At 61.2% G+C, this 17,372-nt stretch carries 10 protein-coding genes and 1 riboswitch; of the genes, 6 read left to right on the plus strand and 4 right to left on the minus strand.

Annotated elements, in window-relative coordinates; all coding sequences use genetic code 11:
- Nucleotides 1–128 precede the first annotated feature (128 nt).
- Nucleotides 129–3,275, plus strand: a complete 3,147-nt coding sequence (locus IEX75_RS07295; protein WP_229720687.1) for a TonB-dependent receptor plug domain-containing protein — start codon at nucleotides 129–131, stop codon at nucleotides 3,273–3,275.
- A gap of 145 nt (nucleotides 3,276–3,420) precedes the next feature.
- Here IEX75_RS07295 and IEX75_RS07300 read toward each other — a convergent pair whose 3' ends face one another.
- The 3 genes from IEX75_RS07300 to IEX75_RS07310 all read right to left on the minus strand — a co-directional run bounded on the left by IEX75_RS07300 (nucleotide 3,421) and on the right by IEX75_RS07310 (nucleotide 11,298).
- Nucleotides 3,421–6,564: an efflux RND transporter permease subunit gene (locus IEX75_RS07300; protein WP_188793563.1), complete on the minus strand. Its 3,144-nt coding sequence runs from the start codon at nucleotides 6,562–6,564 to the stop codon at nucleotides 3,421–3,423.
- A 151-nt stretch (nucleotides 6,565–6,715) separates the two neighbouring features.
- Nucleotides 6,716–9,949 carry an efflux RND transporter permease subunit gene (locus IEX75_RS07305; protein ID WP_188793564.1) on the minus strand — a complete coding sequence of 1,078 codons (3,234 nt, stop codon included), beginning with the start codon at nucleotides 9,947–9,949 and terminating at the stop codon, nucleotides 6,716–6,718.
- An 80-nt stretch (nucleotides 9,950–10,029) separates the two neighbouring features.
- Nucleotides 10,030–11,298 carry an efflux RND transporter periplasmic adaptor subunit gene (locus IEX75_RS07310; protein WP_188793565.1) on the minus strand — a complete coding sequence of 423 codons (1,269 nt, stop codon included), beginning with the start codon at nucleotides 11,296–11,298 and terminating at the stop codon, nucleotides 10,030–10,032.
- 448 nt (nucleotides 11,299–11,746) lie between these two features.
- Between IEX75_RS07310 and IEX75_RS07315 the strand changes: the two genes are divergently transcribed.
- The 3 genes from IEX75_RS07315 (at nucleotide 11,747) to zapE (ending at nucleotide 14,314) form a co-directional block, all read left to right on the plus strand.
- Entirely contained in the window at nucleotides 11,747–12,268 is a 522-nt protein-coding gene (locus IEX75_RS07315; protein ID WP_188793566.1) for a c-type cytochrome, read from the plus strand.
- Between the two features lie 126 nt (nucleotides 12,269–12,394).
- A complete protein-coding gene (locus IEX75_RS07320; protein WP_188793567.1) occupies nucleotides 12,395–13,081 on the plus strand; it encodes an alpha/beta hydrolase in 687 nt (228 codons plus the stop codon).
- Nucleotides 13,082–13,204: 123 nt separating this feature from the next.
- A complete protein-coding gene (zapE, locus tag IEX75_RS07325; RefSeq protein ID WP_188793568.1) occupies nucleotides 13,205–14,314 on the plus strand; it encodes a cell division protein ZapE in 1,110 nt (369 codons plus the stop codon).
- A gap of 73 nt (nucleotides 14,315–14,387) precedes the next feature.
- Here the strand turns inward: zapE and IEX75_RS07330 are convergent, their stop codons facing one another.
- Nucleotides 14,388–15,692, minus strand: a complete 1,305-nt coding sequence (locus tag IEX75_RS07330) for a hemolysin family protein (RefSeq protein ID WP_188793569.1) — start codon at nucleotides 15,690–15,692, stop codon at nucleotides 14,388–14,390.
- A 125-nt stretch (nucleotides 15,693–15,817) separates the two neighbouring features.
- Between IEX75_RS07330 and IEX75_RS07335 the strand changes: the two genes are divergently transcribed.
- Together IEX75_RS07335 and IEX75_RS07340 are read left to right on the plus strand one after the other, a co-directional pair.
- Nucleotides 15,818–16,204, plus strand: a complete 387-nt coding sequence (locus tag IEX75_RS07335; protein ID WP_188793570.1) for a peptidase C13 — start codon at nucleotides 15,818–15,820, stop codon at nucleotides 16,202–16,204.
- Nucleotides 16,205–16,255: 51 nt separating this feature from the next.
- Nucleotides 16,256–16,552: a hypothetical protein gene (locus tag IEX75_RS07340; RefSeq protein ID WP_188793571.1), complete on the plus strand. Its 297-nt coding sequence runs from the start codon at nucleotides 16,256–16,258 to the stop codon at nucleotides 16,550–16,552.
- 105 nt (nucleotides 16,553–16,657) lie between these two features.
- Nucleotides 16,658–16,862, plus strand: a riboswitch (cobalamin riboswitch).
- The last annotated feature ends 510 nt before the right edge of the window (nucleotides 16,863–17,372 follow it).

The raw sequence follows: 17,372 nt of genomic DNA on the forward strand, positions 1-17,372 counted from the left end.
ACTATGTTTCATCTAAGGCTAACAAGCCAACCAGATACGCAGGCCATCAGGTTTGCACTGGGCGGAAAAGTTTAGCGTGGGCGGAGAAGCCTGCAGGCACTGGGTCCATAGTGAGAGCGGGGATGAACGTGAACGTGCAGCATCAAAACATCGCACTGGCGATACGTATCGCATTGGCACTGGGAGGGGGCGCACTGGCAACCGTCGCCACCGCGCAAACCACCACACCGCTACCAGCATCAAGTCAGTCGGCGCCTTCCAGTCAGGCAGCACCTGTCGACACACAACCACCATCGACAGCAATGCCACAACAAAACAATGCGCCGCCGCAGTCGACAGCAGCACCACAGCAGAACAATTCGAAGACCTTGCAAACCGTCACCGTCACCGGATCGCTGATTCGCAGCGTGGACGTGGAGACGGCGCAACCGGTTACAGCCATTTCGCATGAAGCCATCCAGCAACAGGGCTTCGTCAGCGTGGGACAGATCCTGCAGAACGTTTCTTCGGTAGGCTCTCCCGGCACCAGCAATCAGAGCTCACTAGGCGATATCGTCGGCAGCTACGCCAGCTTGCGCGGCCTGGGCGCACCCCGCACGCTGATCCTGGTGGATGGACAACGCTACACCACCGATATCTTTGGCCAGACCGATCTCAGCACGATCCCAAGCTCGCTGATCGACAGCGTGGATATCCTGCAGGATGGCGCGTCGTCGATCTACGGTTCGGACGCCATTGCCGGTGTGATCAATATCCACACCAAGAATGTGGATGGTCTGTATCTCGATACGTACAACAGCACCTACGCACCCGGTAACTATGGCAAGCAAAGCCAGTTCAGCCTGACCGGCGGCCACAAGTTCTCGCGTGGTTCGTTCACCTTCAACGTGTCGATCCAAAACCAGAATCAGATCATGGCGCCGCAGACCTGGCTCAGCAGATACGGTTACGGCAGTTTTCCACAGTATCCGCAATCCGTTCAGCCCTCCAATTACGGCACGATCGTCGGTGCCACCAATGCGCTGACCGGCGCAGCCGTGAACCTTCCATTCCCGCTTACCGTGAATGCAGGCCAGGACGGCACGAATATCGCCAATTACCATCCCAATACCTTTGGCGTGGTGTATCCCACTCCTTATTTCGCGAACGATTACGCCAACCAGGCGGCATACGAAACGTTTATCCCAAACAGCCGTCTGAAGTCGTACACGTTGAAAGGTGATTTCAAGCTCACCGACCATATCAAGGCCGTGTTCACTGGCACCTATAACAGCAACAGCGCCACCGATTACATCGGCGGTTATCCGCTGAGCCAGCTGACGCCTGCCAATGGCGCGAACCTGGCCAATGCGCTCGGCCTGCCCTCCGGCAGCCTACCCGCCACGTGGTTCCCGGTGCTCTCGCCCAACGCGTATTACAACCCGCTTCCAGGCAACAACGTGCAATTCTCCTTGCCGCTGTATGAGCCCAATCGTGTTGTGAATAACAACATCAAGCAGTATGGCTTCCGCACCGGCCTGGAAGGCGATTTCTCGCTGGGACAGAACGAGTTCAACTGGAACGTGGGCTACAGCCTCTATCGCTATATCGAGGACACGGGTGGCCCCGGCAACTTGAATCTGGTGCATTTGTATAACGCGATCGGGCCGTCGTTCTTGGCTAGCAATGGTCAGGTTGAATGCGGTACGCCCACCAATGTGATCGCCGGTTGCGTACCGCTCAATCCGTTCTCCGGTTCGGGTGGGCTGACGCCGGCCGAGCTGAGTTACCTCAACTACAACTACTTCACGCACGCATGGAGTCAGACACGCAACATCGAAGCCAATTTGAGCGGCGACATGTTCACGCTGCCGCAATCGATGGGCGAAGGCGATGCAAGCTTCGCCGTGGGCGCCGACCATCGCGATATCTCCGGTGGCGTCACGCCGGATCTCTATACACAGGAAGGCCTCAACACGAACCTGCAACAGAATCCCGGCCGTGGCTCGTATGGCATCAACGAAGCCTATGCCGAAATCAACATTCCACTGCTCAAGGATCTGCCGGGCGCGCAGTTGCTGAATGTCGACGTGTCGCACCGCTTCTCGCGCTACACCAACTTTGGCGATACCAACAACAATTCCTACAAAATCGCCTACCAGCCGATCAATGACTTGTTGATCCGTGCCAGTTATGGCACTGGTTTCCGCGCGCCGTCCATCTCCGATCTGTACGGCGGCACGATGCAGAGCTTTACAAGCCTTACCGACCCCTGTGACGTCAACTTCGGCTTGACCGGCAACCCTGTGGTGGCCCAGCGTTGCCTCAACGGCTTTGCCGGCTTGCCCGCCGTCGGCCCAGGCTTCACGCAACTTACGACGACTGGGGTGCCAGTCAGCGGCCCCAACAGCGGCAGCACCACGCCCTACTACACCGGTGCCAATGCGGCACTACGGCCCGAAACCTCGAAGAACTACACCGCCGGCATCGTCTACAGCCCAAGCTGGTTGACCGGCTTCAACCTCACGCTCGACTACTACCGTATCCGCGTCGACAACATCATCACCTTGCCGTCTGCCACCAGCATTCTGGACAACTGCTATCTGCTGGGTGAAACGCAACAGTGCGCACAGTTCCAGCGCTCGCCCAGCAACGGCCAAGTCATCAATTTGCTGCAAGCCCTGGTCAACGAAGGCTTCGTGGACGAACGCGGCGCCGATGTGTCGCTGAGCTATCTGTTCCCCGAAACGCCGGTCGGCAAGTTCAAGATCGACACTACCGGTACCTATATCAATTCATTGAAGGAGCAGACCGTTGCCGGCGGCCCTGTGGTCGGCTGGAACGTGGGCGCGTACGACTCGATCCTCGGCCCGGTGTGGCGCTTCCGCGACGTCAGCAACATCAATTGGTCGTGGGGTAATTTTGGTGCGACCTGGACCGTTCGCTACTTCTCGTCGTTGAAGGAACCCTGCCGTCTGAATAACACCAGCTTGCAAGAGTACTTTCCTTGCAACGAGCCCAACTCCTTCGTGCAAGGTCAGCTGGGTGCGTATCGCCAGGGTGCGCTCGCTTTCAACGATCTGCAGTTCAGTTGGAAGGCGCCGTGGCACGGGCAGATTTCCGTGGGTGCCACCAACCTCTTCAATCGCCACGCGCCGCTTAGCTACAACGGTGTGCAGAACGTCATCGGCCCGCTGGGTCCGACCGGTACGGACGGCTTTACGCAATATGCGTACAACCCGCAGTACGACTTCGGCCGGGTGGTGTATCTGAAGTACGACCAGAAACTGTTTTGAGGGAATGTTCCCTCGCTGCTAGTGAGAGTGAAGTGCGTGTTCTCTCACGGCCGTCATTCCCGCGAAAGCGGGAATCCATTTTGCTTTGATGCAAAGGCGAACATGGATTCCCGCTTTCGCGGGAATGACGGCCTCATGGATAATTTCAAGATTCGCGTGCAAGCAAACGCCGCCTACTCATCTTTCGTTCCCGCCCACGCGCACGCCATGCTGCCCAGCGCTCGCTGAGGCAGGAGAAGATCACATACAGCGCCGGCGTACTAAGCAGTGTCAGGCTCTGCGAAATCAGCAGACCGCCGATCAGCGCGATACCTAACGGACGGCGCAAGTCAGAACCTTCGCCGAGGCCGATCGCGATCGGCAGCGCGGCGAGAATCGCCACCATCGTGGTCATCATGATCGGACGGAAGCGCACCAGGCTCGCTTCGCGCGCAGCCTCCAGAGGCGTCTTGCCGTGCTCGCGCTGCGCGACCAGTGCAAAGTCGATCATCATGATCGCATTCTTCTTCACGATACCGATCAACAGCACCAGCGCGATCTGCGCAATCACCGACATATCCGTATTGGTGAACCACAAGGCGATCAAGGCACCGACACCCGCGGCCGGCAAGGTGGAGAGAATGGTCACCGGATGGATCAGGCTTTCATAAAGAATGCCCAGCACGATGTACACCGTGAGGATGGCACCCAGGATCAGCCAAAGGCCGCCGCTCTGCGATTCCTGGAAGCGGCGGAAGTCGCCGCCTACGTCCAGCTTGATATCGCCGGGCATGCGCATGTTGTTCGCCGTGGCCTGCACGATCTGCAAGGCCTGGCCCATGCTCACATCAGGCGCGAGATTGAAGCTCAGGCTCATGGTGGTGTACTGGTTCATGTGCGACACCTGGGTCGGCGCCAGACCAGGTTCCTGATGCGCGAACGCGGACAGGCGCACCATTTTGCCATTGCTCGAACGTACCAGGATATCGTCGATGGACTGCGGCGTAGCCGTCTGCCCGGGCACTGCGTTGACCACCACCTTGTATTGGTTGAGATCCGAGTAGATGTTGCTTACCTGGCGCTGACCGAACGAGTCGTAGATGGCCGAATCGATGTTGCCGACATTCACTTGCAAGCGTGAGGCCTTGTCGCGATCGATGACGATGTTCTGTTGCAGGCCGGCATCATCCAGGTCGCTGCCCACGTCGCGCAGCTTGGGGTTCTTTCGCAACTCGTCGACCAGCTTCGGCAGCCATAGCTGCAGTTTGGCCGTATCGTCGCTTTGCAGCGAGATTTGGTATTGCGCACCCTGACTGGTGCCACCGCCACCGAAGCTGGGTAGATCCTGGATGGCGCGCAGGCGTACGTTGAGATCGGGATACCGCGCGGCTTTCTTGCTGAGCCGCGTCAACGCCGCGAACGTATCGTCTTTGCGTCCCTGCGCATGCGTCTTGAGCTCGATGTCGAACGTACCGGCCGTACCTGTGCGCGTACTGCCCAGACGCGATCCCACCACAGCCACGTCGTGATCCCGCAACAGCATGTCGATCAAGCGTTGCTGGCGCGCCACCGCGTCCTGAAAGGAGACGGTGGCGCCGGAGGTCGCGCGGCCACGAATCAGGCCTGTGTCCTGCATGGGGAACAGGCTGCTCTTGATCTGCCCGGACATCACGATCATCACCGTCAGGCCGATCAGGAACAATGGCGTGAGTGACAGCAGCAAGGCATGGCGCAGCGAGAAGTCCAGCGCGTCCTCGTACAGCTTCACCATGCGCTCATGCATGCGATCGATGGCTCGACCTAGTTTTGAACTCGCCTGCGCATCGCGATGGCCTTGCAGGAACAGTCCGCATAACGACGGTGTAAGTGTGAGCGACACCAAGGCCGAGATGACGATCGCGCCCACCAGCGTCAGCGTGAATTCCTTGAAGAACATGCCGGTAATGCCGGGCATGAAAAGCAGCGGAATGAATACAGCCACCAGCGATGCAGTGATCGAAACGATGGTGAAGCCGATTTCGCGCGCACCGGTCAAGGCCGCTTCCATGCGCGTCATGCCCTGGTCGATATGGCGGATGACGTTTTCGATCACCACGATCGCATCGTCCACCACAAAGCCAATCGCGATCACCCCGGCGAGCAAGGTGAGATTGTTCAGCGTGAATCCCATCGCGTACATGATCACGGCCGCACCGGCCAGCGAAAGCGGCACGGCCACGGCAGCGATCAGCGTTGGCGCCAGCCGGCGCAGGAACAGCGCCATCACCAGCACCACCATGGCCAGGCTGATCAGCAGCGTGACCTGCACTTCATGCAGCGAGGCACGAATGGTGGGTGTGCCGTCGAAGTACGGCACCAGCGTCGTACCCGGTTGCAGGTAGCTGCTCAGCAGCGGCACTTCCGCCTTGACGCGATCGGTGACGTCGATGATGTTGGCATTCGACTGCCGGTATACATACATCAGGATCGCCGGCTTGCCCTGGAACCACGCGGCCTGGTACGCGTCCTGCTGGCCGTCGTACACACGAGCCACATCCTTGAGCCGGACCTGCGCGCCCTTGCCGTTGTTGGAAATCACCAGATTCGCGAAATCAGCCGCTGTATGCAGGGCATCATCGGCCTCCACCGCCATGGTGGTGTTACCGTCGGAGAGAAATCCCTTCGGCTGGAACACGTTGGCGGCAGTCAGTGCATTGCGCAGCTGATCGGGCGACAGTCCCATCGCGTTGAGCGCACGCAGATTGACGTCGATGCGCACGGCCGGCGTCGCGGCACCGAGAATATCCACCTCCGACACGCCGGGCAGTTGGCGTAGGCGCTGCGCCAATAGCGAATCCGCCACGTCGTAGAGATCGCGTGCGGACTGGGTTTCAGACGTGAGTGCAAAGGCGATGATCGGGTCGTCATTCGGATTCGCTTTCTCGTAGCTCGGCGGAGCGCTAAGGCCGGAAGGCAGATCCGCTTGCGCCGCATTGATCGCCGCCTGCACGTCGCGCGCGGCATCATCGATGTTGCGGCTGCCGTCGAATATCAGGAACACCAGCGTGCTCCCAAGCGAACTCACCGAGCGCATGGTGTCGATGCCAGGCACTTGGCCCAGATGACGCTCCAGCGGTGCGGCGACCGTGGCCGCCATGTTTTCGGCGCTCGCACCGGCCTGGCTGGCGCTCACGAAAATTACCGGGAATTGCATGTTCGGCAAGGCCGCCACGCCGAGCAGTGAATAGCAGAGCGCGCCGATCACGAACACACCCATCGCCAGCAGGGAGGTACCAATGGGGCGACGGATGAAGGGAGCGGAGATGTTCATGAAGCTAGAAGCACGTGGCGAAGAGTGAAGAGCGAGAGGGATGTGACGCGATCAAAGCAGAAATGAGGAGTGAGCGATGTAAAGAAGAGCAAAGCCCAGCCGTGACATGCTCTGCTCTCATGCCTCACTCCCCTCTTCACTCACTCCTCGCTCAGGCACGCTGCGCGTTTCTGAGAGCACGCCGCTCTCTCCGCGCCTGCAGCCACTCCGAGAATCGCTCCATGTACAGATAGATCACCGGCGTGGTGTATAGCGTCACCAGTTGCGACAGCAGCAAACCGCCAACGATCGACACACCCAGCGGGCGACGCAACTCGGCGCCGATGCCGGTACCCAGCGCCAGCGGCAGCGCACCCAGCATGGCGGCGGCGGTGGTCATCATGATCGGGCGGAAACGCAAGAGACAGGCGCGGTGAATGGCTTCACGCGGCTTCATGCCGGTGCGCTGCGCCTCGATCGCGAAGTCGATCATCATGATCGCGTTCTTCTTCACGATACCGATCAGCAGCACGATGCCCACGATGCCGTCCACCGAGAGGCTCATGTTGCACAGGATCAGCGCCAGCAACGCACCCACGCCGGCCGGCGGCAGGGTGGAGATGATGGTGATCGGATGGATGTAGCTCTCGTACAGTACGCCCAGCACGATGTAGATCACGATGATCGAAGCGAGCAGCAGCAGTGCTTCATTGCCCAGCGAGGAGGAGAACTCCGCCGCCTTGCCGATGAATTGCCCGCGAACCTGCGGCGGGACATTGAGCTGCTTCTCCACGTTGTGGATGGCATCCACCGCCTCGGACAGGGAATAACCCGGCGCCAGATTGAACGAGATCGTCACCGCCGGCAGCTGTTGCTGGTGGCTGATCACCAGCGGCGAGGTGGTCACTTGCGCATTCACCAACGAAGCCAGCGGAATCGTGCCACCCGCGCCGATGATGATGCCGGTGTTGGCGACGCTGATGCCGGTAGTGGTGGAAGAATTGCTCGACGAAGCCTGGCCGAATGTAGTGGCGTTGCTGCCGGTGAGCGCACCGCTACCGTTGCTCTTCACCGTGAGCTGGTTGAGCAGCGATGTGCTGGTGCGGAACTGCGGCTCCACTTCCAGCACCACGCGGTACTGGTTCAACTGCGTGAAGATGGTGGATATCTGGCGCTGGCCGAATGAGTCGTACAGCGTGTCGTCGATGGTCTGCACCGGCACGCCCAGCGTGCTCGCCTTGTCGCGATCGATGGTGAGCTTCAGTGCCGTGCCCTGGTCGGCCAGGTTGTTGTCCACGTCCGCCAGTTCAGGCAGCTGACGCAAGGCCTGCGTCATCTGCGTGGCGTACTGCGAGAGCTCCTGCGAATTCACGTCGGACATCGAGTACTGATACTCGGTGGCCGCCACGCGCGTATCCAGCGTCACGTCCTGCACCGGCTTCAGGTACAGCGCCACACCCGGAATGTTGGCAGCATCGTTCTGCAGGCTCTGCACCACCTCATCCAGGCCGCCGCGCTTGTTGCGGTCCTTCAGCACGATGCTGAGCTGGCCCTGGTTGAGCGTGGGGTTGATCGAGCCAGCACCAATGAACGAGGCAACACCGGCCACATTGGGATTTTTCTGCAGCGCATCGGCCACGGCCTTGGTGCGCTGTTCCATCTGCGGGAAGGCGACGTTCTGATCGGCCTGTACCACGCCGGTAATCAAACCAGTGTCCTGCTCGGGCAGCAGACCCTTTGGAATCACGATGTAGAGGAACACCGTCACTGCCACGGCAACCACGGCGACCATCATGGTCATGCGCTGGTGATCAAGCACCCAGTCCAGCGTGCTTTCGTACACACCCACGGTGCGCGCCCACACCGTGCGCTTGCCGGCGGCGAGATGGCGCTCGTGTGCATCCTCACCCTCCGGCAGTGCGTCGGGTTTCAGCAGATAGGCGCACATCATCGGCGTCAGCGTCAGCGACACCAGCATGGAGATCACCACGGCCGTGGCAAGCACCCAGGCGAATTCATGGAACAGACGGCCCGTGACGCCGGGCATCAAGAGCAGCGGCAGGAATACCGCGATCAGCGACACCGTCAACGACAGCACGGTGAAGCCGATTTCCTTCGCGCCGAGTTCTGCCGCCTCCTTGCCGTCCTTGCCCTGCTCGATGTAGCGCACGATGTTTTCGATCATCACGATCGCATCGTCCACCACGAAACCGGTGGCCACGGTGAGCGCCATCAGCGAGAGGTTGTCCAGCGACATGCCGGCGAAGGACATCACGCCGAACGTGCCCAGCAAGGAGAGCGGCACCGCCACCGACGGGATCACCGTCGCCCATAGGCGGCGCAGGAAGACGAAGATCACCCCGACCACCAGGAAGATGGTGAGCACGAGCGTGAACTGCACATCTTCCACCGAGGCGCGGATGGTGATGGTGCGGTCGGCGAACACATCCAGGTGTACGTCTGCCGGCAGCACGCTGCGCAGCTGCGGCAAGATGTCGCGGATATGCTGCACCGTCTCCACGATGTTCGCGCCGGGCTGGCGGCGGATATCCAGCAGCACCGCCGGCTTGCCGTTGGCCCAGGCGGCGAGCTGGTCGTTCTCGACGCCGTCGACCACCTTCGCAACGTCGGACAAGCGCACCGGCGCGTTGTTGGTGCTGTTGTAGGAAATGATGGTGTCTTTGTATTCGGCTGCGGTCGCCAGCTGGTCGTTGGTGGAAATGGTGTACGACTGCGTGGTGCCGTTGAGCGTGCCCTTGGGCGCGTTGACGTTGGCCTCGGTCAGCGCATTGCGCACGTCTTCCATGGTGAGACCGAGGTTGGCCAGCTGCGCCGGGTTCACCTGGATGCGCACCGCCGGCCGCACGTTGCCGGCGATCGACACCAGGCCCACGCCCTGCACCTGCGACAGCTTCTGCGCGAGGATCGAATCGGCCAGATCGTTCACGTCGCGCAGCTGACGGCTGTCGGAAGTGAGCATCAGCGTCATGATCGGCGCATCCGCGGGATTCACGCGGTTGTACACCGGCGGATACGGCAGTGTGCTGGGCAGCGTGCCACGCGCCTGGTTGAGTGCTGCCTGCACGTCTTGCGCCGCGATGTCGATGTCGCGGTTCATGTTGAACTGCAACACGATGGTGGACAGACCCGCGGACGAGTCGGACGTCATCATGTCCAGGCCGGAGATCTGGCCAAGCTGACGTTCCAGCGGCGTCGTGACCAGGAAGGCCATGGTGGAAGCGCTGGCACCCGGATAGGTGGTGGTGACCACCAGGCTGGGGGCTTCGATTTCCGGTAGCGCGGAGACGGGCAGCTCGCGATAGCCGAGCACGCCGAGCAGCATCACCGCCACCATCAGAAGCGAGGTGGCGATGGGGCGGCGAATGAAGAGGGTCGAGAATCCCATAGTCGTCGGACTATCCGTGATCTAGCGTGGTGAAAGTCCCTCTCCTTCCGGGAGAGGGAAGTAAATGGCGCTTGGCTTGATCAGCCGGCGCTGGCACGGCGCTTACCACCCTGCTTGCCCTTGTTGCCGTCCGCGGTGACTTGCACCGCCGGTACTTCGCCTGGCTTCAACGCTTTTACCTTGCTGCCGGGCTTGAGGCGGAACTGGCCTTCGGTCACCACCTGGTCGCCATCGTCCAGGCCGCTGCTCACCATCACGTGACTGTCACCGACCTCGCCCGCCACATGCACCGGTTGCATCGCCACCGTTTGATCCTGTTGCAGCTTGTAGACGAAATCGCCGTCGGGACCACGCTGCACCGCCTGCGCCGGAATCACCAGACCGCCCTGCACGGTCCGCACGCGCAGGCGCACGTTCACGAACTGGCCCGGCCACAGCGTGCTGGTGGGATTGTTGAAAATCGCACGCAGCTTGAAGGTGCCCGTGGTGGTATCGATCTGGTTGTCCACCACCTGCAGCGCGCCGGTGGTATCGAGCGGATGCGCATCGGCGCGATCCAGCGCGATCACTTCCAGCTTGTCGGCGCCGTTCTGGAACGAATTGCGCACCGCTTCGAGATTCTGCTCGGGCAGATTGAAGATGATGTAGATCGGGTGGATTTGCGTGAGCGTGACGATGTTGGTGGTGGTGCTCACGATATTGCCCGGGTCGACCTGGCGAATACCCGCCACGCCGTCGATCGGCGAAATGATCTTGGTGAAATCCAACTGCACCTTGGCCGAGCGTACGGCTGCCGCGTCCGCAATCACGGTTGCCTTGAGCTGGTCGACATTGTTGCGGTAGGTGTCGATGTTCAACGCGGCTACGTAGCCATTGGCGACCAGCTTCTGGTTGCGGTCCAGCGTGCTGATGGCTGTGGCCAGCGAGGCTTCGTCCTGCTTCTGCTTGGCCACGGCCTGATCATAGGCCGCCTGGTAGGTGCGCGGATCGATTTCGGCGATCACCTCGCCCTTCTTCACCGCCTGGCCTTCCTGGAAGTTGATCGTCATCAACTGCTGGCCGCTGATCTGCGGATTGACGGTCACGGTGTTGAGCGCCGTCACCGTGCCGAGCGCCGTGAGATAGACCGGCACGTTCTGCTTGACCGTCGGCTCCACCGTCACCGGCACCGGCGAGTTGTCCTGGCCGTTGGCGCCTTGCGCACCCGGCGCCCCACCATTCTGAGCGGACTGCCTGTGATGACCACCAGCCCCAGGCTCCGCTCCGGGTTTATGCAGCAAGCGGAAGGCGACTCCACCCACCACGAGCACGGCGACCACGATCAACGCGATCTTCCAAAAACGCGACATGTAAAACTCCTGGATTGAACGGCGGAACCACCCGACTCCGCTCGATGCGAACGATGCACGCTTGACCTGACAACTTGCGAACAAGCATAGGAGCTGCCTAACGAGCTTGGACAATGCCAGTTGACACAGGTGCCTTATGACCGATGGCACGGTCCTTGGGGCACAGCGTATCAGCCGGGTTGTGACCATATGCCTGCAGGCAACAACCCACGCACTTTACTAAAGTCCTCGGACAAATCGCCGCGGCATGGCACTGACGATCCCGTGAGCTGCTATCTCAACTTGCTGCGAGCTTCGTCTATACTCCGGGCTTATTGTCCGCGGCGACCCGATCCATCTGATCTGCCACGGCATGGTCGCCAGGGGCGCCAAGGTACGTCACGGGGGAAAACGTGGCGGCTTTCCAGACTAATCATTCGATGACTGGAGTACTTGCGTGAGCGGTTCCATGAGCAAATCCGACCAGAGTTTCCTGCGTCAGTTCTCGCTGCTTATCGCCGGCCTCGGCGTACTGACCCTGGTGCTGATCTTCACCGCATGGACGATCTACGAGCACGAGCCGAAGGAAACCGATCCCAACGTCGCGCAGCAGCTTTCCGCCAGGCTTGCCCCCAACGGCTCCGTCTACGCGGGCAACACCGGCCGTGCCGCGATGCTGGCCGCGCAGGAAGCCGCCGCCAAGGCTGCTGCCGCGCAAGTCGCTTACGGCGGCACCACCGATGGCAAGACCATCTACGACAACCTTTGCCATAGCTGCCATACCGCGGGCGTGGCTGGTGCGCCGGTGTTGGGCAACAAGGCGATGTGGGCGCCACGCATTGCCGAAGGCCTGGATACGTTGGTCAAACACGCCATCGATGGCTATCACGGCCCCGACGGCAACACCATGCCGGCGAAGGGCGGCAATCCGGCGCTGACCGATGCGCAAGTGAAGGCCGCAGTGACGTGGATTGTGGATCAGGCGAAATAATTTTCGACTCAGTCTGCCCATGACGCCGCCTTCGGGCGGCGTTTTCGTTTCAGCTTCTCTCGCCTCGGGAGAGGGAGCGCGTCATCCAGCGCATGCAGAAAACGCCTGACCGCTATCATTAGCCGCATGACCCAGGCTGCCCCCTCTCCCGATCCGTCCGTTTTCCCGGACGCCCTCACTGAATTCACCCTGCAAGGTCCTGTCGGCCCTCTGGAAGCCATGAGTGACGTGGCCGAGCGCCCCGGTGCGCGCCGTGCGGTGGCGGTGATCTGCCACCCCAACTCCAAGGACGGCGGCACCATGCGCAACAAAGTGGTGACCATGCTGGAACGCAGCCTGCGCGAATGCGGGATCGACACGCTGCGCTTCAACTTCCGCAGCGCCGGTGAATCGGCGGGCGAATACGACAACGGCCGCGGCGAGAGCGACGACCTGGCTGCCGCCGTGGCATGGGCGCGCAAGATGCGTCCCGATGATCAACTGTGGCTGGCCGGCTTTTCGTTCGGCAGCTACGTCACGTTGCGCAATGCGGTGAAGCTGAAGGCTGATGCGCTGATCAGCATTGCTCCGCCGGTCGGCCGCTGGTCGCACGAGACGCTCGCTCTGCCCACGTGCCCGTGGCTGGTGGTGATGGGCGAAGAAGACGAAATCGTGGAACCGCAGGCGGTATTCGATTGGATCGACAGCCTCGAGGAGCCGCCCGAACTGGTGCGCATGCCCGAGACCGGGCATTTCTTCCACCGTCGCTTGATGGATTTGCGCGGGTCAGTGAAACATTGGGTGCAGGATTATTTGCCGCCTGTGCGTGAGTAGCCACGTAGGTTGGGGTGCAAACCCCAGCGTCGCCATGGTTTGTCATCACGCCATGTTGGGGTTTGCACCCCAACCTACGTGACTGACGTTACCGATCAACAGCTAAGCAAGATTGTTTCTTCCATGACCGAACTCTCCCCCAGCGCCCGTTACCACGAAGGTGTCGCCGCCCACCGCTGGAACACCGATCCCGCGCAGCTTGCCGTACTGCCGGAATTCGATCGCATGCAAGCTGCGTTATGCGCACGCGGCAACGGCAACGGGAACGGCCTGTTCGATCGCTTGAAATCCTTGCTCGGCGGCGAAGAGCGCCAAGCCGTACCCGGCCTTTACCTGTGGGGCAGCGTCGGTCGCGGCAAGACGTTTCTGATGGATCTGTTCGCGGCCAGTCTGCCGCATGGCGTTGCGCTGCGACGTCACTTTCATCGCTTCATGGGCGAAGTGCACGAGCATCTGCGCGACCTTGGTGAACGGCAGAATCCACTCGTCGATGTAGCCGAACGTATCGCGCAGCGCTGCCGCGTGTTGTGCCTGGACGAGTTCCTGGTCAACGACATCGGCGATGCGATGATCCTGGCCAATCTGCTGGAAGCACTGTTCGCACGCGGCGTCACGCTGGTGACGACGTCCAACACGGCGCCGGACAATCTCTACAAGGATGGCCTGCAACGCGCACGCTTTCTGCCGGCGATCGCGTCGATCACGCAGCACTGCCACGTGGTGGAAATGATCTCTCCGCACGACTGGCGCCTGCGCGCACTCACCCATGCACCGGTGTACCACACGCCGCCGGGTGCGGAAGCGGAGCGTGAACTCTCGCGCATCTTTGCCAGCCAGGCGCAGGGCGAGGTCATCGATGGTGGCGAGATCGTGATCAACGACCGCCCCATTCCGGTACGCAAACGTGCCCCCAATATTCTCTGGTTCGACTTTGCCGCGCTATGCGATGGCCCCCGCGCCGTGGCCGATTACATTGCGCTGGCGAAAACGGCGCCGGCCATCATCGTCTCCAATGTGCCGCAATTCACCCTCTACAGCGAAGATCCGGCCAAGCGCTTCGTGCAGCTGGTCGACGAGTTCTACGACCGCCACGTGAAGCTGATTCTTTCCGCCGCCGCACCGATCACCGAGTTGTACGACGGTGAACGTTTGCGTGCCGAGTTTGGACGTACCGAGTCGCGCCTGATCGAGATGCAGAGCCAGGAATATCTGGCGCTGGAGCATCGACCGTAATCCGTAGGTTGGGGTGCAAACCCCAACGTTGCCATGTCTATGTGAACGGGAATGCTGGGGTTTGCACCCCAACCTACACAACTTCACGCTCACGCATCGCCAACACTTTATCGATACGCCTTCCATCCGTATCCACCACTTCCAACCGCCATCCCTGATACACGAAAAACTCACCCACCTGCGGTATGTGCGCCATCTGCGCCAGCACGAATCCCGCTGCCGTGTGATAACCCTTCTCCGACGGTTGCCGCCATCCCAACCGCTCGAACATCTGGAATACCGGACACGCGCCGTCAATCAGCAGACTGCCATCCTCGCGCTCCACGATATCCGGTGCATCGCTTTCGCTTTCCGGCAAATGGCCAACCATCGCTTCGAGCAAATCCGTCTGCGTGACGATGCCTTCCAAGCCACCGTATTCGTCGAGCACGATGACTAGCCGCACGGGCGCGGAGCGAAAGCGTTCCAGCACCTTGAAGATCGGCGTCGATTCGTGAATTGCCGGTGGCGTCGTTAGTGCTGCCAGCGGATCCAATTCATGACCATCGAGCAGTTGGTCAAGCAGATCTTGTTTCGCCACCATGCCAAGCGGTTCGCCGATGTCGCTCCGCCCTACCAGCATATACTGATGGCGGCATTCGCGTAGCGTGCGCAGGATGTCTTCGCGCGGGTTGTCCATATCCAGCCAAACGAGATCGGTGCGCGGCGTCATGATGTCGCCGATGCGGCGATCACCAATATTGAAAACGCGCTCCACCACTTCCTGCTGCGCACGCTGCAGCAGGCCGGCCTCCTGACTGGCGGACACCAGCAGCTTGAGCTCCTCCGCCGAATGCAACATGTCTTCACCGGCGCCGGGACGCAATCCCACCACGCGCAGCACAAGATTGCCCAGGCCATTGAGCAGCACGATGGCCGGGCGGAACACGAACAGGAACACATTCAGCGGACGCACCACCCACAACGCCGTGCCTTCACTGCGCTGCAAGGCCAAGCTCTTTGGCGCCAGTTCGCCAAGCACGATATGCAAGGCCGTGATGATGCAGAAGGCGATCGCTATGGCGACGACATCCGCACCCACTCCTGCATATTTGCCGGCCCACGTTTCCAGCAACGGCTCGATCAGATGCGCCAGGGCCGGCTCTCCCACCCAGCCCAACGCCAGCGAAGACAGCGTGATGCCCAACTGTGTGGCGGCCAGGCTGGCATCGAGGCGATCGACGGTGCGCAGCAAAACGTATGCGTTACGCCGCCCCTGTGAAACCAGTTCCGCAACGCGGCTGCGGCGCACGGCGACCAGCGCGAATTCAGCCGCAACAAAAAAGCCGTTGGCGGCAACCAGAAGGAATACTGCCAATATGCCTATCCATCCCGTCATGGCGGCGCCTTACGTTAGTGCAGACATCGTATGGTAAAGGCAGCGCGCAACGCGTTGGACCCGCTTCACCAACCGCCGCATCTGCTGCTACGGTGCGCGCTCCGCTTTATCTCGGAGTTGCCGCCATGCTGACCATCATCGCTGCCGCGCTGCTTGCCGGCGCCCAACTCACGGTGGCGCCGGATACCTTCGACGCACGCGTACATCGCGCCAAGATGATCGAAGCAGGCACCACGGGGCCGGTTTATCAGAAGCAGTTCTGGGCCAAGACCGGCAATCCGATGACCGATGCACTGAAGAGCTGCCTGGCAAGCAACGCACCGGCGGACAAGTCGCCCTTCACGCTGGTTGCCGATATCTCGCCCGACGGGCATCCACTGAACGTTGAAGTTCGCGCACCCACACCGGTCGCGAAATGTCTTGCCGGGCAATTCTCGGCATGGACGTTTCCTGTTCCGCCCAAGTTGTCCGATTCGGTCAACTATCCCATCGAGATCGACATCAGCATGTAGGCGCCCTACGTTGCGCTACGATCCGCCCGTTGTCTTCGCGGAGCCTTTCGCATGCGCGCACCCACCGGCTCGGTCGTCGGGCTCTGCTCCGCCTCCGCCACGATGTCGGCGATGGGCATGGCCTTTCTCGGTTACTGGGGCGTGCACGAGCCCACCCCCTGGAACGCGCGTGACATCGTGGTGGTGTGCCTAGCCTTTCTCAGCTTCTTTGCCCTTGGCGCGACGATCTGGATCGCCACCACGCCGGTCGCGGAAGACGCCGTCGAACGGATCGCGCCCGCTCGCCGCAGCTTCGCCGCCGGGCTGGTGTTGATGTGGGTGGGGATCATCGTCGCGATCACGCGCTAGTCGAAAAAAACTGGCCCAGCCGGCAAGCCGCATGGCGGCTGGACTCGCGCCGCTTATCCACTGGCTTATCCACAAATTATTGGGTTGACCGGCAGGAGCGACCCCGATATGTTGTGCTCCGTCGGTCGCCGTCTCAGATTATTTCGAGGTGGCTCGGGAATCCGGTGCGAATCCGGAACTGCCCCGCAGCGGTAAGCGGAGACGAAAACCCAGATCGCACTGGCCTTCAAGGCCGGGAAGCGGGGCGAGTAGGCGGGTCGCCAGACCCACATCCGCAAGTCCGAAGACCTGCCGACACGGCATGGCCGGAGTGCCATGCCGCCGGTGACGGCCGGAGAGCCTGACTAATGCCTCTACATGATTCGCGCCGGGTCTGTTTGCCCGCAAAACAAGGAGGAGCGAGGGCGCGTATGCCGATACGCAACCGAGCGAGGACGCAGGATTGCGGGCAAACAGACCCGGCCCTCCGGGTTGCGTCTGAGCGGCCGCCATGCGGCAGCGCACGGCTTGATCAGACGGCCAGTCTGGCCTGCGCCGTGCACTACCACCTGACGACCGCTCAGACGCAACGCGAACCATGTAGAGGCATTAGTCAGGCTCTTCGGGAGAGGCGTACGCACGACGTGGAAGTCACACGTATCGGGCGCACGACCGCGGTACCGCCACCTCAGCCCTGCGCGCGGGAGCAGGTGGTTGAGTCCAAGGAATCTGTCCGCACGAACCGGCTCTCGCCGGCCGGACCGATTCCGCAGCCCGGAGCGTCCGACATGCAGCCTATCGATACCGAATCGCGCGAGCGCTCTGCCGACCGCGCGGAGTC

It is taken from the genome of Dyella nitratireducens (assembly GCF_014642835.1).
Classification (GTDB): Bacteria; Pseudomonadota; Gammaproteobacteria; order Xanthomonadales; family Rhodanobacteraceae; genus Dyella_B; species Dyella_B nitratireducens.

What these genes read in the sequence shown, in the direction of transcription:
- IEX75_RS07300 (WP_188793563.1), bottom strand. Translation starts at nt 6,564, where the DNA reads ATGAACATCTCCGCTCCCTTCATCCGTCGCCCCATTGGTACCTCCCTG.
- IEX75_RS07305 (WP_188793564.1), bottom strand. Translation starts at nt 9,949, where the DNA reads ATGGGATTCTCGACCCTCTTCATTCGCCGCCCCATCGCCACCTCGCTT.
- IEX75_RS07310 (WP_188793565.1), bottom strand. Translation starts at nt 11,298, where the DNA reads ATGTCGCGTTTTTGGAAGATCGCGTTGATCGTGGTCGCCGTGCTCGTG.
- IEX75_RS07315 (WP_188793566.1), top strand. Translation starts at nt 11,747, where the DNA reads ATGAGCAAATCCGACCAGAGTTTCCTGCGTCAGTTCTCGCTGCTTATC.
- IEX75_RS07320 (WP_188793567.1), top strand. Translation starts at nt 12,395, where the DNA reads ATGACCCAGGCTGCCCCCTCTCCCGATCCGTCCGTTTTCCCGGACGCC.
- zapE (WP_188793568.1), top strand. Translation starts at nt 13,205, where the DNA reads ATGACCGAACTCTCCCCCAGCGCCCGTTACCACGAAGGTGTCGCCGCC.
- IEX75_RS07330 (WP_188793569.1), bottom strand. Translation starts at nt 15,692, where the DNA reads ATGACGGGATGGATAGGCATATTGGCAGTATTCCTTCTGGTTGCCGCC.
- IEX75_RS07335 (WP_188793570.1), top strand. Translation starts at nt 15,818, where the DNA reads ATGCTGACCATCATCGCTGCCGCGCTGCTTGCCGGCGCCCAACTCACG.
- IEX75_RS07340 (WP_188793571.1), top strand. Translation starts at nt 16,256, where the DNA reads ATGCGCGCACCCACCGGCTCGGTCGTCGGGCTCTGCTCCGCCTCCGCC.